The organism is Aminobacter sp. Piv2-1 (assembly GCF_037625995.1).
In the GTDB taxonomy this organism is placed as follows: Bacteria; Pseudomonadota; Alphaproteobacteria; order Rhizobiales; family Rhizobiaceae; genus Aminobacter.
The window spans coordinates 126,847-150,407 of record NZ_JARKMU010000013.1; the positions used below are offsets into that span (position 1 = coordinate 126,847).

General features: G+C 65.0%; 22 protein-coding genes. 5 read left to right on the forward strand and 17 right to left on the reverse strand.

The features are described 5' to 3' along the window. Window positions 1-43 precede the first annotated feature (43 nt). The 7 genes from AmiPiv_RS21535 to AmiPiv_RS21565 form a co-directional block, all read right to left on the reverse strand. Entirely contained in the window at window positions 44-1,129 is a 1,086-nt protein-coding gene (locus AmiPiv_RS21535) for an aromatic ring-hydroxylating dioxygenase subunit alpha (RefSeq protein WP_340040681.1), read from the reverse strand. A 146-nt stretch (window positions 1,130-1,275) separates the two neighbouring features. After that, on the reverse strand, window positions 1,276-1,491 hold the full coding sequence (locus AmiPiv_RS21540; protein ID WP_340040683.1) for a ferredoxin: 216 nt from the start codon (window positions 1,489-1,491) through the stop codon (window positions 1,276-1,278). A 63-nt stretch (window positions 1,492-1,554) separates the two neighbouring features. Beyond that, window positions 1,555-3,942 carry an aerobic carbon-monoxide dehydrogenase large subunit gene (gene cutA / locus AmiPiv_RS21545; RefSeq protein ID WP_340040685.1) on the reverse strand — a complete coding sequence of 796 codons (2,388 nt, stop codon included), beginning with the start codon at window positions 3,940-3,942 and terminating at the stop codon, window positions 1,555-1,557. 11 nt (window positions 3,943-3,953) lie between these two features. Next, window positions 3,954-4,484: a (2Fe-2S)-binding protein gene (locus tag AmiPiv_RS21550; RefSeq protein ID WP_340040687.1), complete on the reverse strand. Its 531-nt coding sequence runs from the start codon at window positions 4,482-4,484 to the stop codon at window positions 3,954-3,956. A gap of 11 nt (window positions 4,485-4,495) precedes the next feature. Then, window positions 4,496-5,347 carry an FAD binding domain-containing protein gene (locus tag AmiPiv_RS21555; protein WP_340040689.1) on the reverse strand — a complete coding sequence of 284 codons (852 nt, stop codon included), beginning with the start codon at window positions 5,345-5,347 and terminating at the stop codon, window positions 4,496-4,498. A 221-nt stretch (window positions 5,348-5,568) separates the two neighbouring features. After that, window positions 5,569-6,480, reverse strand: coding sequence for a DMT family transporter (locus AmiPiv_RS21560; RefSeq protein ID WP_340040691.1), 912 nt, complete (start codon window positions 6,478-6,480; stop codon window positions 5,569-5,571). Continuing rightward, a complete protein-coding gene (locus AmiPiv_RS21565; protein WP_340040693.1) occupies window positions 6,477-7,895 on the reverse strand; it encodes an amidase in 1,419 nt (472 codons plus the stop codon). The genes AmiPiv_RS21560 and AmiPiv_RS21565 overlap by 4 nt, the downstream gene beginning before the upstream one ends. On the opposite strand from AmiPiv_RS21565, the gene AmiPiv_RS21570 reads away from it, so the two are divergent. Further along, a complete protein-coding gene (locus AmiPiv_RS21570) occupies window positions 7,874-8,860 on the forward strand; it encodes an IclR family transcriptional regulator (RefSeq protein WP_340040695.1) in 987 nt (328 codons plus the stop codon). The genes AmiPiv_RS21565 and AmiPiv_RS21570 overlap by 22 nt on opposite strands. Window positions 8,861-8,895: 35 nt before the next feature. Here the strand turns inward: AmiPiv_RS21570 and AmiPiv_RS21575 are convergent, their stop codons facing one another. After that, window positions 8,896-9,663 (reverse strand): creatininase family protein, encoded by a 768-nt coding sequence (locus tag AmiPiv_RS21575; RefSeq protein WP_340040697.1) that lies wholly within the window; start codon window positions 9,661-9,663, stop codon window positions 8,896-8,898. Window positions 9,664-9,801: 138 nt separating this feature from the next. Here AmiPiv_RS21575 and AmiPiv_RS21580 point away from each other — a divergent pair, with 138 nt between their 5' ends. Genes AmiPiv_RS21580 through AmiPiv_RS21590 form a run of 3 tightly spaced genes read left to right on the forward strand, consistent with a single transcriptional unit; the run spans window position 9,802 to window position 13,479 of the window. After that, window positions 9,802-11,196 (forward strand): malonyl-CoA decarboxylase, encoded by a 1,395-nt coding sequence (locus tag AmiPiv_RS21580; protein ID WP_340040699.1) that lies wholly within the window; start codon window positions 9,802-9,804, stop codon window positions 11,194-11,196. Between the two features lie 17 nt (window positions 11,197-11,213). Beyond that, window positions 11,214-12,755: a malonate--CoA ligase gene (locus tag AmiPiv_RS21585; RefSeq protein ID WP_340040701.1), complete on the forward strand. Its 1,542-nt coding sequence runs from the start codon at window positions 11,214-11,216 to the stop codon at window positions 12,753-12,755. A gap of 16 nt (window positions 12,756-12,771) precedes the next feature. Continuing rightward, window positions 12,772-13,479 (forward strand): helix-turn-helix domain-containing protein, encoded by a 708-nt coding sequence (locus tag AmiPiv_RS21590; RefSeq protein ID WP_340040703.1) that lies wholly within the window; start codon window positions 12,772-12,774, stop codon window positions 13,477-13,479. Window positions 13,480-13,516: 37 nt separating this feature from the next. Here AmiPiv_RS21590 and AmiPiv_RS21595 read toward each other — a convergent pair whose 3' ends face one another. The 3 genes from AmiPiv_RS21595 to AmiPiv_RS21605 form a co-directional block, all read right to left on the reverse strand. Continuing rightward, window positions 13,517-14,737, reverse strand: coding sequence for a Zn-dependent hydrolase (locus AmiPiv_RS21595; protein ID WP_340040705.1), 1,221 nt, complete (start codon window positions 14,735-14,737; stop codon window positions 13,517-13,519). A 50-nt stretch (window positions 14,738-14,787) separates the two neighbouring features. After that, a complete protein-coding gene (locus AmiPiv_RS21600; RefSeq protein ID WP_340040707.1) occupies window positions 14,788-15,312 on the reverse strand; it encodes an L-2-amino-thiazoline-4-carboxylic acid hydrolase in 525 nt (174 codons plus the stop codon). A 65-nt stretch (window positions 15,313-15,377) separates the two neighbouring features. Beyond that, the gene (locus tag AmiPiv_RS21605; protein WP_340040708.1) at window positions 15,378-16,151 is read right to left on the reverse strand and encodes a maleate cis-trans isomerase family protein; all 774 of its coding nucleotides are present in this window, start codon (window positions 16,149-16,151) and stop codon (window positions 15,378-15,380) included. 150 nt (window positions 16,152-16,301) lie between these two features. On the opposite strand from AmiPiv_RS21605, the gene AmiPiv_RS21610 reads away from it, so the two are divergent. Then, a complete protein-coding gene (locus tag AmiPiv_RS21610) occupies window positions 16,302-17,162 on the forward strand; it encodes a LysR family transcriptional regulator (protein WP_340040710.1) in 861 nt (286 codons plus the stop codon). On the opposite strand, the gene AmiPiv_RS21615 is transcribed toward AmiPiv_RS21610, so the two are convergent. From AmiPiv_RS21615 to argH, 6 genes are all read right to left on the reverse strand, one after another. Next, complete coding sequence (locus tag AmiPiv_RS21615) at window positions 17,163-17,936, reverse strand: ABC transporter ATP-binding protein (RefSeq protein WP_340040712.1); 774 nt, start codon at window positions 17,934-17,936, stop codon at window positions 17,163-17,165. Window positions 17,937-17,944: 8 nt separating this feature from the next. Beyond that, window positions 17,945-18,826, reverse strand: a complete 882-nt coding sequence (locus AmiPiv_RS21620; RefSeq protein ID WP_340040714.1) for an ABC transporter permease — start codon at window positions 18,824-18,826, stop codon at window positions 17,945-17,947. A gap of 11 nt (window positions 18,827-18,837) precedes the next feature. Further along, window positions 18,838-19,827, reverse strand: a complete 990-nt coding sequence (locus AmiPiv_RS21625) for an ABC transporter substrate-binding protein (protein WP_340040716.1) — start codon at window positions 19,825-19,827, stop codon at window positions 18,838-18,840. 264 nt (window positions 19,828-20,091) lie between these two features. Then, window positions 20,092-21,006: a carbohydrate kinase family protein gene (locus AmiPiv_RS21630; RefSeq protein ID WP_340040718.1), complete on the reverse strand. Its 915-nt coding sequence runs from the start codon at window positions 21,004-21,006 to the stop codon at window positions 20,092-20,094. After that, window positions 21,006-22,046 (reverse strand): ABC transporter ATP-binding protein, encoded by a 1,041-nt coding sequence (locus AmiPiv_RS21635; RefSeq protein ID WP_340040720.1) that lies wholly within the window; start codon window positions 22,044-22,046, stop codon window positions 21,006-21,008. Before AmiPiv_RS21635 ends, AmiPiv_RS21630 begins: the two co-directional genes overlap by 1 nt. After that, complete coding sequence (gene argH, locus AmiPiv_RS21640) at window positions 22,046-23,560, reverse strand: argininosuccinate lyase (protein WP_340040722.1); 1,515 nt, start codon at window positions 23,558-23,560, stop codon at window positions 22,046-22,048. Before argH ends, AmiPiv_RS21635 begins: the two co-directional genes overlap by 1 nt. Window position 23,561: the final 1 nt, after the last annotated feature.

Here is a 23,561-nt window from a genome sequence, read left to right on the forward strand (position 1 = left end):
GAAATACTCGGGGGAATATTCCGGCCGGCCTGCGCGACGAAGCCTAGCTGGCCAGTTTGTTGGCCAGTTCCAGGAGCCATCGGCGGTACTCGACCGAGTATTTGTCGACACCCTTGACATGCATCTCGACGGTCAGATCCTCCGGCAGCTCCTCGGGCCGCTGCGACTCCACGACCGGCTTGTCCTGGCCGTAGATGAAGGTGACGAACTCGCCGAGTTCCTTGTCCTTCTGCGCCGGATCGCCAAAATCGCGCGTCGCGACCGTGAAGTTGCGGATCTTCTTCGCGTTGATGGGCGTGGGATGGAAGATCAGGTTGTAGCGATTTCCGTCCTGGAACTGGATGTTATAGATGCAGGTCAGCGGCATGAACACACGCCAGTCGAGCTTGAGCCGGATGTAGGGGTCGGCAGGTTTCTCCTTTCCACCCCAGGCTGCGGTGTCCATTGGAACGCGGACCCACGCATCCCCTTGCTTGTTCTCGAGCTTGTTCTCGTTGCGCCACACCTCGTGAGGTGGGACTTCCGGCACCGTGCTGTCGCCTAGATAGCCGTCGTGCAGAATGGCGAAGTGCGAATAGTCCGTGTAGTTCTCGACGCGGCGCGGCGCGCTGCAGGTCCAATCGTCGGTTGGCACGGTGACGTAGTGGAAGGCCGGGTCATCCCAAAGATGAAACTCGGGCAGCGGGTAGTGCGGCTTGTCCTCGAGGCAGACCCAGACCATCCCGTATCTTTCGACGGACTGGTATTTGCGAACGCTGGCGCGCAGGTGCCCGGCCAGGTCCGGTCGCTGGGGGGCGAGCTTCAGGTCGCCGCTCGAGTCGAACTGCCAGCCATGGTAGGGGCATTCCAGCCTGCAGTTTCCGTCTTTCGTCTCCTTCACGCTGCCGAGCGACAGCCGCGTGCCGCGATGCGGACAAAGGTCGTCGAACACGGCAACCTCGCCGCGCATGCGGACGATGACGATGTCCTGGTCGCACAAGGTAAAGCCGATCGGCTTTTCGGTTACTTCATGCGAGTATGCGACCACATGCCAGAAATGGCGTAGCGATCGATAGACACGCGCTTCGCCCTCGACGTCCAGTTCGTTGGCACGTGTGCTGACGACGGGCTTGAGTTTGGTAACAGCCATTTACGTTCTCCTCTATTCGGTGGCTCTGCCGTTTAGATGACGCCTTGCAGGCGTTCTTGTTTGGCTGCCCGCAGGACGAGCAAATCCGTTGCAGCGTGAGCTGCCAATGCACTCCAGTAATGTTTGGTTGCCGCTAGGCGGTGCTCTTAGGCGATCGCCGTTTCCTCGTGCTCCAGGAGCTCAATCGCTTCGACAGGACAGCACATTGCCGCGTCCTGGGCTTCCTTTTGCTCGGTATTGCTGAGCTCGCAGCCTTTGATGATCACGAGGCGTCCGCCCTTATCCAGATCGAACAGGCTGGGCGCGATGGTAATGCACATGCCGGAGCAGATGCATTTATCCATGTCCACGTGCACTTTCATCTTGCTCTCCTTGTTGGTCAGTCAATCGATGGGCAGTGCAGGACCCGTGCCCACCGGCGGATGTCAGCCGCCGGCTACCGCCGCGTGGATCATGCTCGGGGTGATCGGGATGTGCTGGAACGGAGCGGCGCCGAACGGCCGCAGGGCGTCGTCGATGCCGGAGGCAATCACGGCCCCGACCGGAATGCACCCGGCCTCGCCGACACCCTTGACCCCGAGCGGATTGAGCGGCGACGGCGTTTCGAGATGCAATATCTCCACCTGCGGCACCTCGGTGGCATAGGGCACCAGAAAGTCGACGAAGTTGGCATTGATCATGTTACCGTCGGTGTCGAACTCGATGCGCTCGTACATCGCGCCGCCGATGCCCTGGGCGATGCCGCCCATCACCTGGCCCTCGACGATCATCGGATTGATCATGTTGCCGCAGTCGTGAATGCAGACGTAGCGCTTGACCTTGACCGAGCAGATTTCCGGATCGACTTCGAGGATTGCGCCATGCACGCCATAGGCCCAGGTGGCGCAAGGCGGGCTGTAGTAGTCCGTTGCCTCGAGCCCGGGAGCTTGCCCTTCTCCGAGAGCCGGGCCGTCGTGGCGACTGGCAGGGGCAAACTGGGTGGCGGCCTTGGCTGATTCATTGAAGGCGTAGCGCAGCGGATTGGTGGCCGTCGCCACCGCCGCCAGCGACACCTGGCGGTCCGTGCCTTTCACCCAGGCAGCACCGTCGCGCAACTCGATGTCGTCCGCGCTGGCCTCGAGCATGTTGGCGGCAGCCGTGAGCGTCTTGCTGCGGACGATCAGCGCAGACTTGTGGATGGCGTTGCCCGACACAACCGCAGCACGGCTGGCGAAGGTCGCGACGCCCCAATCGAAGGCCTTGGTGTCACCCTCGACCAGGATGACGTCCTCCACCTTCACGCCGAGCTGGTCCGACACGATCTGGGCGAAAACCGTGTCGTGGCCCTGCCCCTGCGAGGTGAGGCCGGTATTGACGTAGACCTTGCCGGTGATCGGATGGATCTTGATGTGTCCGCCTTCGTAGGGACCGAGACCGGTGCCCTCCACGTAGAAGGCCATGCCGAGCCCGAGATGCTTTCCCGCCTTGCGCGCCTTTTCTTGCTCGGCCGCGAAATTGGCAACGTCGAGCTTGTCATGAAGCATTTCCAGCGCCTTGTGATATTGGCCGCTGTCGAGGCTGACCGGCAGGCCGTCGGCGAACAGCAGCCCCTCGCGCAATTTGGGAAACTCATCCTCGCCGATCAGGTTGCGGCGCCGGATCTCGAAGCGGTCAAGCCCGAGATCGTCCGCAAGCTGGTCCATCGCGCGTTCGATGGCGAAGCAGGCGTGCGGGCGGCCGCAGCCGCGGTAGGGCGTGATCGGCACGGTCGGGGTATAGACCGCCTTGAACTCGACCCAGATGTTGGGGATGCGGTACGGGCCGGCGATCGAGGTCGACGCGACCTGCGCAACCGCGATGCCATAGGGAATGAACGCACCGGTGTCGTGCAGGAAGCTGTCGCGCAGGGCCACGACCTCGCCGGTCTTCTTGGCGTAGAGCTCGATGGTATGGATCTGCGTGCGTTCCTGGGTCGAGCCGACAAAGTTCTCGCGCCGATCCTCGATGTACTTCACCGGCCGCCCGAGATGCATGGCGGCAAACGGCACCAAGAGTTCGTCCGGGTAGAACAGCAGCACCTTCTGGCCGAACCCCCCGCCGACATTGGGCGCGATCACCCGCACCTTGTCCTCGTCGAGCTTCAGGATCGAAGCGAGCCCTCCGCGCACCGAGATCGGCGCCTGCGTGCCGTCCCAGACGGTCAGTTCGCCGGTCACCCGATCGAAAATTGCGGCCACGGCGCGGCATTCCATGGCCGCGGCGGTGGAGCGGTCGACCTGGACCCTCACCCTGGTGACATGCTCGGCCCCGGCGATCGCCTGGTCCGGCTTGCCGGATACCTGCACCAAATGGGCTGCGATGTTGTTTGCGTGCGTTTGGTGGACCAGTGGCGCTTCGTCCAGGATCGCCCTCTCGAGGTCGATCTCGACCTCGAGAGGATCGTAGTCGACATCGACGAGTGCTGCGGCATCCTCGGCTGTGTAGCGATCCACCGCGACAACCATGGCGACGGTCTGCCCGACATAATAGACGTCACCGCGCGCCAGCGGGCGCTGCGTACGCGCGTCCTTCATGGAAGGATGCGGGATGAGCAGCGGCATTTCCAGGTCGAGGTCGCCGATGTTGTCGCAGGTGTAGACTGCCGCGACGCCGGGATGCGCGAGGGCCATCGACACGTCGATCGAATTGATCCGGGCACGCGCAAAGGGGCTGCGCACGAAGCCGACATGCAGCGCGCCCGGCAGCGGGATGTCGTCGACGAAGGACCCCTCGCCGCGCAGCAGTTGCGGGTCGATGTTGCGCTGGACGCGGGAACCGAAAGCTCGGGTCGACATGGGTCCGCTCCCTATCGCGAGGCCAGCGCATCCGCCGCCTGGCGAACGGCAGCGACGATGTTCTGATAGCCGGTGCAACGGCAGAGATTGCCCGAAAGCATGTCGCGGATGCCCTCTTCGGAGAGGTCCATCGGCGTGTCGGATTCGAGATTGCTCAGGATGTTCATGATCATGCCCGGCGTGCAGTAACCGCACTGGAGCGCGTGGCAGTCCCGGAATGCCTCCTGCAATGGATGCAGGCTGCCGTCTTCGGCGGCGACCGACTCGATGGTGCGTACCTCGGCACCCGATGCCTGGACCGCGAAGGTCAGGCAGGAGCGCGCGGCGACGCCGTCGATGATCACCGTGCAGGCGCCGCACACGCCATGCTCGCAGCCAACATGGGTGCCTGTCAGGCCGAGTTCATGGCGCAGGAAGTCGGAGAGCAGCATGCGCACGCTCACCTCCGCCGAAACGGCTTCGCCGTTGACAGTCAGGGCAACGGCTGCCTTGGGATCGATGGAGGTGGCCGACAGCCTCGGCCTGATCGTTCCGCGGTTCATCTGCATATCCTTCATTTCGTCCTGGAAGCGGCCTTTTCGACCGCGCGCCGAACCAGCGCCGCAAGCAGATGGCGGCGGTAGTCGGTAGTTGCGTGCATGTCGTCAGGTGCGGTGACCGCCTCCTTGGCAGCCTCGCTTGCAGCCTTCAGGGCATCAGACCCCAGGCCGCTCTTGGCGAGTATCTCTTCCGACTGCTTCAGCCGTACCGGCCGCGAGGACACGCCGCAGGCGGCAAGCGAGACACGGCCGGCGGTCTTGTCCACGATCGCGGCCACGGCGGCGATCGCATAGTCGCCATGGCGGCGGGTGAATTCCTCGAAGGCCCAGCCGGCACCATCGGGCAGCACAGAAAACCGGGCTTCGGTGATGATCTCGTCCGGCTCGCGCGTCGTGGTCATGTGGAACTGGAAGAAATCCTCGGCAGCGATCTCGCGGCGGCCGCGCGGCCCTTCGGCGACGACGCTGCCATCGGTTGCGAGCAGCACCATCGGCATTTCGGCGGCGGCGTCGGCATGGCACAGGCTACCGACCACAGTGCCGCGGTTGCGGATCGGCACATGCGCGACATGCGCCATCGCTTCGCGGATCAGCGGATTGGCGCGATAGGCGGCATCGCTCAGTTCGAGTTGCCGATGGCGCGTCATCGCCTTCACGACGATCCTTCCATTCTGAACCGAGATGCCCTTGAGGCCTTCGATGTGCTGGATGTCGACGAGGCGGCTGGGACTGGCGAGCCGCATGTTCAGCGCCGGGATCAGGCTTTGACCACCGGCAAGCACCATCGCACCGGGATCGCCAGCCAGCAAAGCGATCGCGTCCTTCAGCGAACGAGGCGCGCGATACTCGAACAGCGGTGGCTTCATGCTACCTCCCGTATGTGCTTGCCGCACGCCCTGGACGGTGAACATCCAATGGCCGGCACCGTGTTTGGCGACCCCTCGTCGCCTCCTGACTGTGCCGACTGCTCATTTTCTGAGCTTCTTGTCTATCCACAATCTGGATATTGCATCCTAAATAGCGATAGTCCGCGATGTCAACAGCAATTGCGACAGGCCGTCATCGCAATTGCATTTTCCTTGAATTGTCAGGATCTGGCCGTGTTTCCCACACGGTTCACGAGCAGGACGCCGATCACGATCAATGCAAGCGCCAGCCATATCCAGAGCGACAGGCTTTCTCCGAACAGCAGCACGCCGAAGCCGACGCCGACGGCTGTGTTCACGTAGCTCATCTGGCTGACATAGACCGGCCCGCCGACCTGCTGCAGGCGGAAGAACAGGCCGTATCCTACCCCCGTGGCAACGCATTGTATGGCAATGAGATGCCAGCCCTTGGCGAGGCCCGCGGCAAAGCCGGGCATCGCCCCTGCGAAGCTCAAGAGGAGCAGGGTGACGGCAATGCCAAGCGCCGCAGCGGCAAGGGTCCACGCCGCGAGCGGCAGCGGGTGCTTGCGCTTCGGCCAGTGGGTCGTGCGGTAGACATTGCCTGCAGCCAGCACCACCGGAGTGATCAGGGCCGCCAAGTACCAATAGAACGGCGCATGAGCGCCATCGCCACCATTACGGGCGAAAAGGATCACCAGCGTACCCACCATGCCAATGCCCAAGCCAATCAGGCGCGGCACGCTCGGCCGTTCCAGTGCCAGTGCATAGACGATGCCAAGCGTGGCGATCGGTGCCAGAGACTGGACTATCGCCGGGATGCCCGCTCCAAGATGCGGCATCACCGTCACGACGGCGGTCCAAGGAATGGCAAAGGTCAGCAGTCCGGCAATCGCCGCGTAGCGGAGAATGGCCCGGTCCGGCCGCAACGAATGGCCCGCGAGCCGGGCAATTGCCGTCAGCACGACGCCGGCACCGGCAGCGGTCGCGCCGACATAGACGAGCGAAGGTATTCCCGCGGCCACCGCAATCTTGCCCAGGGGAAAGATCGAGCCGATACAGATGCCCGCGCCAAACAACAGCAGGACCGGTTCCAGTCGCGCCCTGTGCGTCATGCGTGCTCCATTGGATCGATCGGACGGGCGAGCGATTGTCCGAGTACACCCTCGCACCAGGCAGCCGTCCTGAGCAATTCGGCCTCGCCATGCGGCTTGCCCACGAGCTGCAGGCCGACCGGAAGCCCGGTGGACGTCCGGCCACAAGGGATCGAGATCGCGGGACAGCCGCAGACGGTAATGGCGTAGCCCAGCACCAGCCAGTCGAGATAGGTCGCCAGCCTCTGGCCGTCTATGTGCTCGACATAGCGCTGTTCGACCGGGAACGGCTCGACCGGCGCCGTAGGCGTAATCAAAACGCCGTACCGGTCGAGAAACTCAAGCATGGCAAGCCGCACGCGAGCCCTGTCGGCCTCCGCACCGGCAAGTTCCAGTGCCGTGAGCTTCAACCCTTCCTCGATGTTCCAGATCACCTCGGGCTTCAGCTTGTCGCCGTGGCGCTCCAGCGCGCCACGGCGCAGGGCCGCGAACTGGAACGCGCGCATAGTGCGGAAGGCCGGATCGCTGGCCGCGAGATCCGGACAGGCTTCGTCGACCCGCAGTCCCGAAGACGCCAGCCTGTCCAGCGCCTGACCCATGGCCTCCCGAACGGGACGATCCACTGCCGCCATGCCGAGCGTCATGCTGAAGGCAGCTCGCGCGGGCGGGCGCGGCGCCTGTGCCGCCGCCAGGTAAGACGTGGCGCCGCACGGCCGCGACAGCGGATCGCGGGCATCGAAGCGGGCCATCCCGTCCAGCGCCAGGGCAACGTCCTCCACATTGCGCGCCAGCGGCCCCATCACCGACAACACCTGCCCCGGCAGCGCGCTCGGGCCCTGCGGCACCACGCCGGGCGTCGGCCGCATCCCCACGACATTGCAGAAGGCAGCCGGATAGCGCAGGGAACAGGCGAAATCCGATCCCTGCGCCAGAAAGGCCATGCCGGTGGCGACGGCGACGGCAGCTCCGCCGGACGAACCGCCGGCGGATCGCGACAGGTCCCACGGGTTCAGCGTCCGGCCGAAGACCTCGTTGAAGGTGTTGGCGCCGGCTTCGAACTCCGGCGTATTCGATTTGGCGAAGACGACGCCGCCTTCGGCTTCAATCGCCTCTACGACATAGTCCGACGTCTCGGGCACGTGATCGGCATAGGCGAGCGAACCCCAAGTGGTGCGCACGCCCGAAACCGCAGTCGAGTCCTTGATCGGCCACGGAAGGCCGGCGAACCGTCCCCGATCGGCGACGGGCAGGGCCTCGAGCCGTTCGGCGAAACGCTCTGCCCGATCGAAGCACAGCGTTGGCAAGGCATTGACCATGGGATCGACTGCTTCCACGCGCTGGCGCATGCTGGCGAGCAGTTCGCGGGGCGTAGTCTCGCCGCGCTTCAGCCGCTCCACCGCCGCCACCGCGGTCCATGTCCAGGGCGTATCGGTCATCGCCAGTCCTCTCGGCAGAACGCCTTCAAATATTCAATATTGCATCCATTGAGTGGACAGAAATTATTGCTTATGTATGTGAACGACTTCAACGTAAAGCGGCATCCCAAGTGAGAAATTCCCCTCGCAATTCGCCCGGCGCAACGCCGACCAAGAAGTTGGCAAAGAACAATGACCTGAAGAACGGGGAGGAAGATAGCGCCGAGGATCCGCTGCGTGGCATGGCCCGTTCCTTCGCCGTCCTTGATTTCCTTGCGACCTCGCCGGGGCGCGTGGTCGATGTGACGCGCAGCCTCAACCTGCCTTGGGCGACCGTGCACCGCACGATCATCCAGCTGGAAAAGGCGCAGTTCCTCCGCCGCGATCCGGAAACCAACCGCTACGAGATCGGGCCCCGGCTTTGGCATATCGGCTCTGCCTATCTCGCCAATCACCGCGTCCTCCGTATTGCCATGCCCTACCTGGCGCGCCTCGAGGGCGAGGAAGGCATTGCCATGCAGGTTGCGGAACGCGTCGGCTGGCACTCGGTTGCGATCTACTCGCACCAGCGCGTCGATGAGGACATTACCAAGGCCCACTACGGCTACCACTTCCCGCTGCATTGCGGGTCCAAGGGCCAGGTGCTGCTGGCGAACGAGGATCCGGAGTTCATCGAGGAATATCTCAAGAGGGATCTCGAGCGCCTGACGCCGGACACCATCACGGACGTAGCGCGGTTGCGCGAAGTCCTGGAGAAGGTGCGCCATGAGGGCTTCGCACTGACCGTTGCCGACGTGCAGCCCTTTACCGGTTCCATCGCTGCACCAATCCGCGATTCAAGCGGCCGTACCATTGCCTGTATCTCCTTCGTGTTCAGGAAGACCCTGGCCAAGAATGCCAAGCGTCTCGACGACCTCAGCGACAAGCTTCTGCAGGCCACCCAATCGATCAGCTTCGATCTCGGCTGGCATCCCGGCCAAAGGTGAGGCGGGGTGCCAGCCTCCCATTTGGCCGGGCCTCCCTACTTCCGTTCCTCATATGAGGCCTGCAGTGCGGTGAAGGTCTCAGCCAGTGCATCGACCACGGTGTCGATGAACACCTTGCCGGCCTCGGCCGACGCCAATGTCGGATCGCCGAAGATCGCCGCATGCCCCGCCTCAGGCCGGGGACGGCGCGAATAGGTTCGCGTCGGGTTGGTCGGTGCGACCAGGTCCCATCCCACCGGACCGTAATACGCGCCGGCAAGCCGCTCCATCTTGACCACCTTCGGCCGCGTGGCGAGCTGGAACGAGGCTTCGAACTCGCAGCCATGGCCCATTCCGCCCGGGACCGACTTGCGCAGGGCGTTGATCTTCGCCGCGGCAGGCTCCCAATAGCTGACCGCCGAAACCTTGAAGTTGCGAGTGGTATCCAGTTCGTCGACCAGATGCCTGGCCACCGCGTCGTTGGCCGTGCCGTTCGGGCGATTACCGTTGAGGATGATCAGGTGGTCGAAGCCCTGCCGGACAAGTGCGGCTCCGACCTCGAACAGCATCGCCTGGTAGGTCGGAATCGACAGCGAAATGGTACCTGGGAAGAACTCGAAGGTCTTCGAAATCCCGTAGGCGACCGGCGGCGCCACGAGCGCGTCGATGCGTTCGGCCAGAAGCCCGGCAATATGATCGGCCTGGTGTGTATCCGTGTCGGTGGGCATATGCGGCCCGTGCGCCTCCGTGGCGCCCGTAGGGAGGATGACCGCCTTCTTGGCAGCGATCGCCTCCCCGACCTCCATCTGCGTCATGAATGACATGCGGCGTTCCATGGCGGCTTCCTTCAGCTTGGACTTGCATCGATCCGACAATCGCGTAATATTCACATTGTGGATACGATATCTAATATATAAGCATCAGAACGCAACGGCAGCAACCGGCTTTTTTTGCAAACAGGATTGGCGACGGCGGAAGGACGACAAGTCGACATGCACGCGTTTGATCGGGAAAGCGTCTTCTTCGGGGAATTGTTCAACGGCATCGCACAGCGCGGCCGACGCCTGTTGTGGAGGCCTCACACGCAGGCGGCATTGCCAACCGAGGGCATCGCCGGCCTGGCGAAAAAGCTCATTTCGAGTCGCGGCGAAGCATCCGGCGTGGCCCTTGCCACCGATCTGCTCAAGGCATGGCGCCTGCTGGGTAGCGAGGCCCGCCTGGAGTGGTTCCGGACCTTGGCGACCGCATTCGGCCCGGACGAGAAGCAGCTCGAAGCCGCGGTCGAAGTCTGGCGCTCCGGCCACACCGCCGAGGCCGCCTCACGCCTGGCGAACGCTTCCGAGCCGCTGAGGCAGGAATTGTTCCGGCGCATCAACCTGGCGCCCGGAGGTACGGCGGCGCTGGTTGCGATGCGCGCCGAGCTTATCCGGCATTTGCGGCAAGCGCCCGAACTGGAGGTCGTGGATCGGGATTTTGTCCATCTCTTCAGTTCGTGGTTCAATCGCGGCTTCCTGATGATGACGCGTATCGACTGGTCCTCGCCCGCATCGATCCTGGAGAAGATTATCCGTTACGAGGCTGTCCATGAGATTCCCGGCTGGGACGACCTGAGGCGCCGCCTGCAGCCGACGGACCGCCGCTGCTTCGCCTTCGTGCACCCGCAGATGCCGGACGAGCCACTGATCTTCGTCGAGGTCGCACTGACATCCGGCACGCCCGCGAGCGTCGACGGCCTGCTCGCCGAGGATCGCTCTGCGCTAGACCCGGCAGAGGCCGACACCGCAGTCTTCTACTCCATCTCCAACACCCAAGTGGGCCTCAAGGGCATCTCCTTCGGCAACTTCCTGATCAAGCAGGTCGTCGAAGACCTGCTCCGCGACCTGCCGAACCTGCGCAGTTTCGTGACACTGTCGCCGATCCCGGGCTTCGCGGATTGGCTTTCCCGTCATCGCGACAACGCAAGCCCCGAGGAGGCCAAGGCACTGCAGCTCCTCGACCGGCCTGACTGGAATGCCGATGCCGGTGCGATCGAGACGCTGGAACCCGTGCTGACCAGGGCGGCCGCAATCTACCTGGTGAATATGAAGGACGCGGCCACGCGTCCCCTCGATCCGGTCGCCCGTTTCCATCTGGGAAATGGTGCTCGCCTCGAGCGAGTGAACGCCGGAGCCGACCTGTCGCCCAAGGGCCTCAGGCAATCGCATGGCATGATGGTGAACTATCTCTACGATCTGCCGTCGATCGAGGCCAATCACGAGGCCTATGCCAACAAAGGTGACGTCGCCGCGTCGAAAGCCGTGCGCAAGTTGCTGGTCTCCGACCGCCTGACCCGCGGTCAGCCAATCTCGCATTTCTAGGAGGATCTGGACCAATCATGAGCTGGTACTATCAGTCGAACCCATCGATCAGGTCGCTTCCTGCGCTCGTGCGAGCCCGAACCGGCGCTCTCGACAAGGTCTTTATGCGCAACGCCGACGGCCGCGATATCAGCTACGCTGATTTCTGGACAATGTCGGGCCGCATCGCACAGGCGCTCGTCGGGGCCGGTGTCCGCAAGGGCGACCGCATTGCCGTCCAAGTGGAGAAGAGCCCCGAAGTCATCGCGCTCTTTCTCGCCTGCGCGCGCACCGGTGCGGTGTTCCTGCCGCTCAACACCGCCTATACGCTGGCCGAGATCGAGTATTTCGTCGACGACGCCGAACCGAACGTCATCGTGGTCGCGCCCTCGCGCGTCTCCCAACTGGTCGACCTGGCCGCGCAGAAGCGGTCGACGCTGCTTTCCCTCGGCATAGCCGGTGACGGCACGCTGATGCAGGCTGCCAACGAGCAGGACGGCGTCTTCCGCGATGTGGCGCTGGGCTGGGACGACCTCATCGCGATACTCTACACCTCAGGCACCACGGGGCGTTCGAAGGGTGCCATGCTCACCCACGGCAATCTCGCGTCCAATGCGCTTGCGCTGGTCGAGACCTGGCGATTCACCGAGGCGGATACGCTGCTCCATGCCCTGCCCGTCTATCACACGCACGGCCTGTTCACGGCCACCAACACGCTGCTCCTGGCGGGCGGCACGATTCTGTTTCGCCCCAAATTCGATGCCGACGAGGCACTGCGGCTGCTACCGCAGGCGACCACGATGATGGGGGTGCCGACCTTCTACACGCGCCTTATTCAGCATCCCGGCCTCACCCGCGAGGCAACCGCGCACATGCGGCTGTTCGTCTCCGGCTCCGCCCCCCTGCTTGCCGAGACGCACGCGGAGTTTGCCGAGCGTACCGGCCACGCCATCCTCGAGCGCTACGGCATGACCGAGACGAACATGAACACGTCGAACCCCTATGACGGGCCGCGCCTGGCCGGAACCGTGGGCAAGCCGCTGCCGGGCGTGGAGGTGCGCATCACCGACCCGTCGACCGCTTCGCTTCTGCCCGCGGGCGAGATCGGCATGATCGAGGTGCGCGGCCCGAACGTCTTCAAGGGCTACTGGCGCATGTCCGAGAAGACGGCGGAGGAGTTGCGCGCCGACGGCTTCTTCATCACCGGCGACCTGGGACGCATCGACGACAACGGCTACGTCTCGATCGTCGGTCGCGGCAAGGACCTGATCATCACCGGCGGATTCAATGTCTATCCCAAGGAGGTCGAGACCGAGATCGACCAGATCGAGGGCGTCATTGAGTCCGCCGTCATCGGCCTGCCGCACCGGGATTTCGGCGAGGGCGTCACCGCCGTGGTGGTTGCGGAGAAGGGCAAGTCCCCGACCGAAGCTGTCATTCTCGAGCGTCTGCAGTCGCGTCTGGCCAAGTTCAAGCTGCCCAAGCGGGTGCTGTTCGTCGACGACCTGCCGCGCAATGCCATGGGCAAGGTGCAGAAGGCGCTGATGCGGCAGACCTACACGGATTTGTATGGAAACTGAACGGCGCGGAGCCGGCATGAAAAGCCATGGGTCACGCTCTCGCCGGATGCCGTCCGAACCGCTCGCGCGGTCCGTTGCGACCGGCGCGGCGGCTGCGCCGCTCCACCAGGATCCGCATGCCGCTTCCTCGTCCAAAGCCAGGCTTCAGACGGCAATCGGCAGGGAGGTCCGATTTCACCGCAAGCGCCACGGCTTGACCGCGACCGATCTGGCAAGCACGGCGGAAATCTCCCCGAGCATGCTTTCCAAAATCGAAAATGGCACGATTTCGGCCACCCTGGCCAAGCTGCAGTCACTGTCCCGAGCGCTTGGGATTCCCCTGTCCTCGCTGATGCGGTGCTCCGAGGACGAAGGGCGTGCCGCTTTCATCAAGGCCGGCGGGGGTGTACCCGTCGAGCGGCGGGGCAGCCATGGCGGCCACCTGTACCAACTGTTGTCCAGTTCCGACGCAAGTGTCGGCGACACCGCCGTGCAGCCCTATCTGATCACCATCGCCGACCGAACCGGGCCGTTCCCTCTATGCCAGGAGAAGGGAATGAAGTTCGTCTATGTGCTGGAAGGCGGCTTTGTCTATCGCCACGGCTCGACGCTTTATCGACTTTTGCCCGGTGACAGCCTGTTCTTTGATGCTGACTGCCTGCACGGGCCCGAGAGCTTTCTCGATCTTCCCGTTCAGTTCCTTTCGATACACTCCTCGTCCACGCTTCCAGGAAACACCTCATAGCACGGCGGCCTGAGGTCTGGCGCGCACAAGCCCTTTGTCACCCGGCCGCGAGCATGCGGTCGATCTCCAGCACCGTGTGCAGCAGCACAGCCGCGCCGTTGGCGCATTCCTCAGGCGAGGAATATTCCAGTTCGTTGTGCGACAGGCCGTCCTTCGATGGAATGAAGATCATCGCGGTGGGGGCGAGTGCCGCGACATGCGCCGCGTCGTGGCCGCCGCCCGAGACCATCTCATCTGCCGAGAGGCCCAGCGCTCGGGCGCTGCGGCGCACGGCATCGACGCAGCGCGGATCGAATTCGACCGGCGCCTTGTTCCAGATGCGGCTGACTTCGGCCGCCGGCGAGACATGCGCGACCTCGTCGCGCAACGCCTTCTCCATCGCAACGAGGCCGGCTTCGGACGGATGGCGCAGGTCGATCTCGAGACGCACCGCGCCCGGCACCACGTTGCGGGAGTTGGGCTCGGCCCGGATGAAGCCGACGGTGCCCACGCCGGGCGCGTTGCGCCGGGCGAGGTCCTGCACGGCGATCACGATGTGCCCCGCGGCTACCAGCGCATCGTCGCGCTGGCCCATCGGCGTGCTGCCGGCATGCGATTCCGTGCCCTTGATGGTGATGTCGAACCAGCGCACCCCCTGCACCCCGGTGACGATGCCGATCTCGGTGCCCGCGGCCTCGAGCGCCGGGCCCTGCTCGATGTGCAGTTCGACATAGGCGGCGAAGTCGGGCCGGCGGGCAAGCTCGCCGCGGAAGCCGATGTCGAGAAGCGCCTGCCCGACGGTCGTGCCCGCCTTGTCCTCGATCGCCTCGACCTCCTCGACGGCGCGCACGCCGGCATAGACGCCCGAGCCCATCATCGCCGGCGAGAAGCGCGAGCCCTCCTCGTTGGTCCAGTTGACCACCGTCAGCGGCCGCCGCAGCCGCACCGACGCCTGACGCAGGCCGCGGACCAGATCGACGCCGGCAAGCACGCCGAGAATGCCGTCGAAGCGTCCGCCGCCCGGCTGGGTGTCGAGATGGCTGCCGACGGCGATGGCGTCGAGGCCCATGTCTTCGCCGGGATAGGTCGCAAACATATTGCCGATGCGGTCGACCTCGACCGTGCAGCCCAGCGCGCCGCACTCGGCCGCGAACCATTCGCGGACCTGCCGGTCCTCCTCGGAAAGCGCCAGGCGCGTTACCCCGGTGGTTCCGGACGCGCCGAATTGCGCGGTGGAAACGATGTCGTTCCACAGGCGGTTGCCGTCGATGCTTGACATGACTTGTCGGTTTCCTATGCGCTGGAGTGAGGCCGATGGCTTCGCGCTGCTCATTCGGCGGCGGGCTTCGCCTTCTCGTCGAAGCGGTACTTGAAGTCGCAGTGCGAGGCGCCTTCCATCACCGTCTGCGTGCGCTCAAGCGTGATGCGCGGGTCGTAGCCGGTGCAGAACACGCCGTCGCGGTTGCACGAGAGCAGATGGCCGATATGGCCGAGACCCATCTCCTTGTAGGTTTCGGCGTAGCGGCAGCGCTTGACGTTGTAGTGGAACTCCTCGTCGGTGGCCTTGGTGACGTCGATGACGAGCGCATCGTCCTGCGTCCACAGGTCCTGCAGTTCCTGGAAGGTCCGCAGCGTCGTGCCGCCGGGCGTCTTGGCGGCAAAGCTCTTACCCGCCGCGATGGCCGCACGCGTGATCGCGGTGTCGAGGATCGACTGCGCGACCTCCTCGCCCAGCCTTTCGCGCATCACCTCGTAGATCGGCGCGATGATGCCCGCCTCGATCTTGCGCCGGGCGAGAATGCCGATCTCGCCGTCCATTGCGGCGCGCGAATCGACTGCCTTGTCCTTTTCCATCTCTGCTTTCCTTCTGCTTGTCCGTCCGGGCGGCAGCGCATGCCGCACGGGCTGCCCTTTTCCTATCAGTCCCTCAACAGGCGGCCCATGGCCGGTATGGCCGCGCGGCTGCCAGCCTTCCGGAGCGCATCCCACGCGAGCGCCTGGTTGCTCGTCACCACCGGCTTGCCGATCGCCTGCTCCACCGCCTCGATGATACCGGAACAGCGCAAGGCCGTGCACGACAGGAACACCGCATCAACGTCGTTCCGCCCGATCTCGACGGCGGCATTGAAGATGTCACGCGGGTCGATGCGGGCGATGGTGACGTCGCTCCCCTGGCGGAAGGTGGCGCGCGCGGCAATTTCGACGCCCTTGCTGGAAAGATAGTCCTCGACCATCGCGTTGACGCTCGCCGGATAGGGCGTGACCAGGGCGATGCGGCGGGCGCCGAGCGCCGAGAGGGCGGCAAGGCTGGCGCTGACCGGATCGGTCACCGCGACCCCTGGGCGAACCCTTCTGGCGATCCCGGCGATCCTGTCCGGACCGATGATCATCGAACCCGAAGTGCAGCCGAAGGCCACGACGTCGAGCCTGTCGTCGGGGAGCAGCAACTCGATGGCCCGCGGCAGGTTGTCGGCCATCGCGGCGAGGCTCGCCGGCGTGAGGTCGCGGGCCATGGGGATGCGGCTCGAATAGACCTCGACGCCCGGCAGCGGCAGGAAGCGCCGCACCTCCGGCTCGATCACCGTGTCGTTGGCGAGCACCACCAGGCCGATCGCCGCCACCGCGGCCGGACCGCCGTCGAGGCTGCAGGCAAGCGTCGCCCAACCGTCTTCATCGTCGCTGCGTGCTGGCATGTGCCACAACCGCTCCTCATTCCCCAATCTGGCAGGCGGAGACCCGGGATGGGCTACCACCTGTTTCCTGAAGCATGGCCCAAGGCGTTAATCGACGAAAGCGATATTTGACCATGGATTGAATACAAAATTTCATTTATCGTCCGATCCATGGATACTTCGCTGCTCCAGTGCTTCCTCACCGTGGCCGACACGCAGAGCTTTTCGGCGGCCGCGCAGCGCCTGAACATCACGCAGTCGACCGTCAGCCACAAGATCGCCCGACTGGAAGACCTTCTCGGCAAGCAGCTGTTCGACCGCACGACGCGGACATGCGCGCTGACGGCGGACGGGCGTGACCTGATCGACCATGCCACGCGCGTGGTGCGGTCGGTCGACGACCTTGAGCAGAACTTCAAGCCCGGGCTGCTGACGGGCACGCTGGTGGTGGGCGTTCCCGACGATCACTACCTGTTCGTGCCACTGACCGCCGCCCTCAAGGACTTCATGCTGGAAAAGCCTCGGGTCGGGGTGGAAATCAGGGGCGGCCTGTCGAGCGACCTGACGCGCGACTTGCGTGAGCGCAACATCGACCTTGCCGTCATCCGCGACGTGCCGGGAACATCGGGCAACGACGTGCTGTGCACCGAGAACCTTGTCTGGATCACCTCGACGAACTGGGTGCCGCCGAGCGACGGCGTCGTCCCGCTGGCACTGGTGCGCGGCTCCTGCGCCTACAGGAAGGCGGCGATCTCGACGCTAGACAGCAACGGCGTGCCGTGGAAATGCATGGTGACCTGCACCAGCCTGCAGGGCGTGTTCGCCGTGGTCCGCGAAGGGCTGGCCGTGTCCGTGGTCACCGAAGGCGACGTCGGCCTCGGCGTCAGGGCCGCTCCCAGGAGCGGCCTGCTGCCGCGCCTGCCGACCTCTTCGCTGACGATCAAATATTCGGAAAAGGAGCCAACGCTCGCTGCGCGTGCATTGGCTCGCACCATGGCCGATGTGCTGACCGGAATGGCCAGCGCGAAATAGTCAGGCGGCCTTGGCCGCCATGCCGAAGATCAGCTGCCGCAGGCGGTGCCGCAACTGCGTGAACTCGCGATCCTCGGTCTGGTCGATGGTCCGCGGCCGCGGAATGTCGACCTTGACGATCTCGGCGATGCGGCCGGGATGTGGACAGAGCACGACGATACGGTCGGCGAGCAGGATCGCCTCGTCGATGTCGTGGGTCACGAACACCACCGTCTTCTTTTCCTGTATCCAGAGATCGACGAGGAACGACTGCATGTCGACGCGCGTCAGCGCATCGAGGGCACCGAACGGCTCGTCCATCAAAAGGATGCGCGGATCGACGGCAAGCGCCCGTGCGATCGCCACCCGCTGCTGCATGCCGCCCGACAGCTGGGCCGGGTAGGCGTCGGCGAATCTGGACAGCGCGACCCGTTCCAGGATCCGGTGGGCCTTGGCGATCCGCTCCGCCTTGGGCACGCCGGCGAGTTCCAGTCCGAAGGCGATGTTGTCGCGGACGCTGAGCCAGGGGAACGACGTGTAGGACTGGAACACCATGCCGACGATGGGGTCGCGGCCATCGACCGGCCGCCCGTCGATGCGGATTTCGCCGGCGGAGACGCTGCTCAGCCCGGCGATGAGCCGCAGCAAGGTGGACTTGCCGCAGCCCGATGGCCCGAGGAACACGACGAACTCTCCGTCCTCGACGGACAGCGAGACGTCACGCAGCGCGGTTACGGCCGCGGTTCCCGAGCCATAGGCTTTGGACACATGGTCGACTTCGATCAGATTGGCCATCACTGCACCTACGAACGGGAACGCTGGAGATAGGGGAACAGGCGGCGGCCGGCGGCGATGAACAAGAGGTCGCTGGTCAGGCCCACCAGTCCGATGGAGATGATGCCGACGAAGATCGTCGCCGTGTCCATGTAGCGGGACGCCTTGAGGATCACGTAGCCGACGCCGCTGGAGGCGGCGACGATCTCGGCGATGACGATGTAGGTCCATGCCCAGCCGAGGACGATGCGCAGGTCGTTGAAGATCGCCGGCTTTGCCGCCGGCAGGATGACCTTGCGCACCAGCCTGGCCGGGCTCGCACCTAGCATCATCGCCGATTCGATGAGGGCGATCGGCACCGACAAGGTGCTGACCATCACCATCAGCGTGAGCGTGAAGAAGGTGCCGACGAAGATCACCGAGAACTTCTGCGCGTCGTCTATGCCCAGCCAGAGCACCAGCAGCGGGATGAATGCGGTCGCCGGCATGTAGCGCATGAAGGCGAGGCAGGGCTCGAGCATCGACCGGAACAGTTGGAAGGAGCCCATCAGAAGGCCGAGCGGGACGGCGATGAGTGCCGCCAGCAGGAAGCCCACGCCGACGCGATGGATGCTGACGGCAAGGTCGAGCACGAAGCCGTCCTGGAAATACAGCTGGCGTGCGGTCGCAAGCACGGCGAGCGGGCTCGGCAGGAAGAAGTCGCTGACAACGCCGAGCCCGGACACGGCTGACCAGAGCACGAGCAGCACGGCAAAGAAGGCCAGCGACATCGCCGTGGAGGTGGCCTTGTCCAGGCCCTTGCGGACGGCGAACAGGTTCGACCGGCGGCGCCTGACGGCAACGGCCTTGCTGGTGGCCGGCGCGGACCAGTCCGCGCCGGGGCCGATGGAAGTTTGGACCGAATCCGACATCGGGCGGCCGCCTAATGCTTCGCCTGGCCGCCGAGGGCAGCAGCCAGCGGCCGCCCGTCGACCACGCTGGCCGGATCGAGATCGGCCTTCAGCAGGCCCAGGCCCTTGTAGAAATCGGCGCCGCGCTTGGTGACCTCGGCGATCTTTCCGGCCGTGTCCGCCGAGCCGATATATGCCGCGTTGTCCTCGCGCGAGACGAATTGGAGGCCGGCGAGCGAGGCGCGAAACTCGTCGATCTTGATGCCGAGCGCATCGGCCATGATCTTGTTGGCTTCCTCGGAATTGGCCTTCCAGTAGTCATAGGCGTCGAAATAGCCCTGGATGAAGCCGGCCACCGCCTCAGGATGCTGCTCGATCACGTCGGAGCGAAACGCCACGGTGTCAACGATCAGCCCCGGCTTGTCCCTGGAGCTGACCAGGACGTGGCCCGAGCGCTTGCCCGCCTGGGAGAGCCAGGGATCCCAGGTCGCGGCGCCGTCCAGCCGCCCGGCCACGAAGGCGGCGCCGGCATCGCCGGCCCGCATGTTCTGAAGGTCAATGTCCTTCAGGCTGAGGCCTTCGTCGGCAAGCACGTTGAGCAGGAAGAAGTAGGTGGCCGAGCCTTCCTCGGCACCGATCCGCCGCCCCTTCAGGTCCTTGACGGTCTTGATGTCGCTGGCCGTGACGAGACCTTCGCCGCCTGCGGAGAAGTCGACCGCCAGCACCTGCTTCACGCCGATCTTCTGGGCATTGTAGAAGATGAAGGTGTCGACGGTGGTTGCCCAGCCGTCGAGGCGGCCGGTGGCAATGGCTGCCGCCGTCGAGGCCTTGTCCTGGACGCTGACCAGCTCGACCTTGGCGTCGTGCGCGGCGAAAAAGCCCTTCTCCTGCGCGAGATGGAGCAGGCCATAACCGACCCAGGTCGTCATCGCCACTTTCAGCGACGGGGTTTCGGCGGCGAAGGCAGGCTTGAAAAGTGTGGCGGCGGCGATGATGCCGGCCGCGATTGCTCTCTTGATCATTTGCTTCTCCCTAGGCGCAAGCGCGCCTTTCCTCTCGTTTTGGCGGCGCAGCGAGACCGGGACCGGCAGCGCGCGGGAGCAAATGACCACGATGGATAAAATTACATAAGCGAATAATCCGCATCGATTAATGCAGCATCACGATAGGCGCGGATACCGGATTGCCGCCGCCTCTCGTCTACATATGCCCGAAACACTGGGTCACCCCACCCGGCAGGCCGACGCGTCCTTGGACCGGCCCCGCGGCGATCTCCCGGGCTGGCGTCAGGAGGCGTCGCGGCGGAGGGGCCTGTCGAGGATGGCCGTGCCGCCGGCCGCCTGGACGGCGAGGCTGCCGAAGGTGACGCCCGCGGCGAGGCAGGCTTCGTCGCTGGCGCCCGACATCCAGGCGTCGATGAAGCCGGCGTTGAAGGCGTCGCCTGCGCCGGTGGTGTCGATGACCACGACCTCTTCGGCGCGACGATGCAGAACCTGCCCTCGCGCCTTGAGCCAGGCGCCGTCGCCGCCTGCCTTGAGCGCCACGATCGGGAACGCCTCGGCGAGGATGCCGACAGCCGCGATCGGGTCGCCCTCGCGGGTGATCGCGATCGCCTCTTCCATGTTGGGCAGGAAGATGTCGACGCCGGCGCAGCGGTCGAGCAGCTCGGCCTCGTAGATCAGCGTCTCGTCCCAGCTCGGATCGAGCGAGACCGTCAGCCCCCTCGCCTTGGCGCGTGACACCAGATCGGGGATCTCGTGCAGCGTGGCATATTCGGCAATGTGGAGATGGCCGGCTGCCTCCCAGGCAAGTGCTGCGTCCAGCGTCGCCGGCAAGGCCGTGCCGGCACGGCGCGACAGGAAGGCGCGGTCGTTGCCGATCACCGAGGCGACGGTGACTTGCGGGCCGGCGCCGGGCGACTGTTCGAGGAAGCGCAAGTCGACATTGGCCCCGCGCAGCTCCGGCTCGATGCCGGCCGACAGCGCGTCGGTGCCGAGGCGCGCGACAAGCGCCACCTCGCGCCCGGCATGCGCCAGATGCGCGGCCGCGATGAAGGCGCCGCCGCCTGCCGCCATCTTCATGTCCTGGGCAAAGACCTCCCGGCCCGGCTCGGGCAGCGCGCCGAGGCCGGTGAAGATGAGGTCGCAATAGATCCGGCCGATGCTGAGCACGGCCGGGCGCTTGGCATTTCCCGCAGTCATTACCGGCCCAGGCTCTTTTCGGTCTTGGCGTCGAACAGGTAGAGGCTGCCGGGCGCAGCACTGCAGGTCAGCTTGCTGCCCGCCGCCGGGATGAACTTGCCGGGTGCCGTGGCGATCACCGCCGAGCCGTCGATGTCGAGATGCACCAGCGTCTCCGGCCCGAGCGGCTCGACCGCAGTCACCGTACCGCCGAGCGTCAGGCCGCCGATGGCCCCATTGCCGTCGGGCGAAGCGATCAGGTCGTGCGGACGGACGCCGACGAGGATGTCGCCGCCCTGCCCGATCTCGACGCCGTGGCCGTTCTTGCGGCCCGGCACCAGGTTCATCGACGGGCTGCCGATGAAGCGCGCGGTAAACACGTCGACCGGGTTCTCGTAGAGATCGGTCGGCGTGCCGGTCTGCAGGATGTGGCCGTCGCGCATGACGACGATGCGGTCGGCCATGGTCATGGCCTCGACCTGGTCGTGGGTAACGTAGACCGTGGTGGTCTTGAGCCGCTGGTGCAGCCGCTTGATTTCGATGCGCATCTGCGAGCGCAGCTGGGCGTCGAGGTTCGAAAGCGGCTCGTCGAACAGGAAGGCCGAAGGGTTGCGCACCATGGCGCGGCCGATGGCGACGCGCTGGCGCTGGCCGCCCGAAAGTGCGGCCGGCCGGCGTTCGAGATATTTCTCCAGGCCGAGGATGCGAGCCGCTTCCTCGATGCGCTTGTCCTTCTCGGCCTTGGGCAACTTCGAGGTGTAGAGCCCGAAGCCGATGTTCTGGCGAACCGTCATGTGCGGGTAGATGGCGTAGTTCTGGAACACCATGGCGATGTTGCGCTGCTTGGGCTCGCGCTCGTTGACCACCTCGCCGCCGATCTTCAGCTGGCCGCCGGAGATGTCCTCGAGGCCGGCGATCATGCGCAGCGTCGTCGACTTGCCGCAGCCCGAGGGGCCGACGAAGACGACGAATTCGCCGTCCGCGATCTTGAGGTCGATGCCCTGCACGGCGTCGACCTTGCCGTAGCGCTTGACCAGCTTTTCGAGTTCGATCGTCGCCATCAGCGCGCCTCCACCAACGCCTTGAATTTCTCGCCGAGTTCCTTCGCGGCCTTCGCCTCGTGCCCGGCATGCTCATGTGCAACGGCTTCGAAAGCCGCCGCCCTGTTCCTGTAGACGCCGAGCGCCTCTGCCATCGGCTCGGGCGCGGGTCCGCCGAAGCGGGCGCGCACGGCGACGAAATGCTCGGGCGAGACGATCTCCTCGAAGGTGTCGCGGCCGAAGGACGGCTCGCGGCCGGTCGAATGCCTGAACGCTTCGAGGAACGGCGCGTAGCCGTCCTTGGCGAGCCCGCCGCCGGCAGCCACCACCGCCTTGGCCACGGTCGCGGCGATCTCGTGCGCCTCGCGGAACGACAGGCCCTCGATGCGGACCAGCGAGTCGGCGAGCTCGGTGATGGTGATGCAGGAGCGGCGGATGTTGTCGGCCACCCGCTCCGGGTCGATCTTGATCGCGGCGACGAAGGCGGCAAGCAGGTCAAGCACGCGGGAGGCTGCCGCGAACGCCTCGTAGCCCATCGACTGGGTCTCGCCCTCGCTGTCGTTCATGTCGGTGAACGGCGTGTTGTGGATGACGTTCAGCACCGTGCGCGCGCGGCCCATGGTCTGGCTGGCCAGAAGGCGCATGTGCTCGATCGGCACCGGGTTGCGCTTCTGCGGCATGATCGAGGAGATCTGCACGAAGGCGTTGGGCACGTAGATCTGCCCGACCTCGAAGGCGGTCCAGAACTGAAAGTCCTGGATCAGGCGGCCGAGATGCAGGAACATCAGCTCGATCGCCGAATAGGTCGAGGTGATGTAGTCCGGTGCCGCGATGCAGCTGTAGGAATTGCGCAGCGGCGCTGAAAAACCGAGCAGCTCGGCGACGCGCTTCCGGTCGATCTGGAAGCCTGAGGTGGTGATGGCGGCAGCGCCCATCGGCGACTGGTCGACGATCTTGCGCGCCTCCTCGAAACGCTCGATGTCGCGGATCAGCACCTCGATGGCAGCCGACAGATAATGCCCGAAGGTCGAGGGCTGCGCCGGCTGGCCGTGGGTGTAGGCGACGACCAGCGTTGCCTTCTCGCGCTCGGCGGTTTCGATCATGGCGCACAGCAGATGGCGCGCCTTGACCATCAGCGCGTCGATGCGCTGCTTGAGGCCGAGCTTGAACAAAGTGTGGTCGACGTCGTTGCGCGAACGCGCCGTGTGCAGGCGGCCGGCGACGTCTGGCCCGAGGCGGGCCTTCAGTTCCTTCTCGATGAGGAAGAAGAAGTCCTCGACCTCGCCGGTATATTCGAGCTTCGACGGATCGACCTCGCGGTCGATCGCTTCAAGGGCGCCGGCGATGGCCGACGCCTGCCTGGTGTCGAGGATGCCGGTTTCGGTCAGCATCACCAGATGGGCGCGGTCGATGGCGCGGAAGCCGTCGACATGATGGGTCTTGGCACCGTCGAACAGCGGCCTCAGCACCGTCTCCTTGTAGACCGGATCGGGGAAGACGCTCTTGTCGGCGAGCTTGGGGTTCAGTTCAGGCATT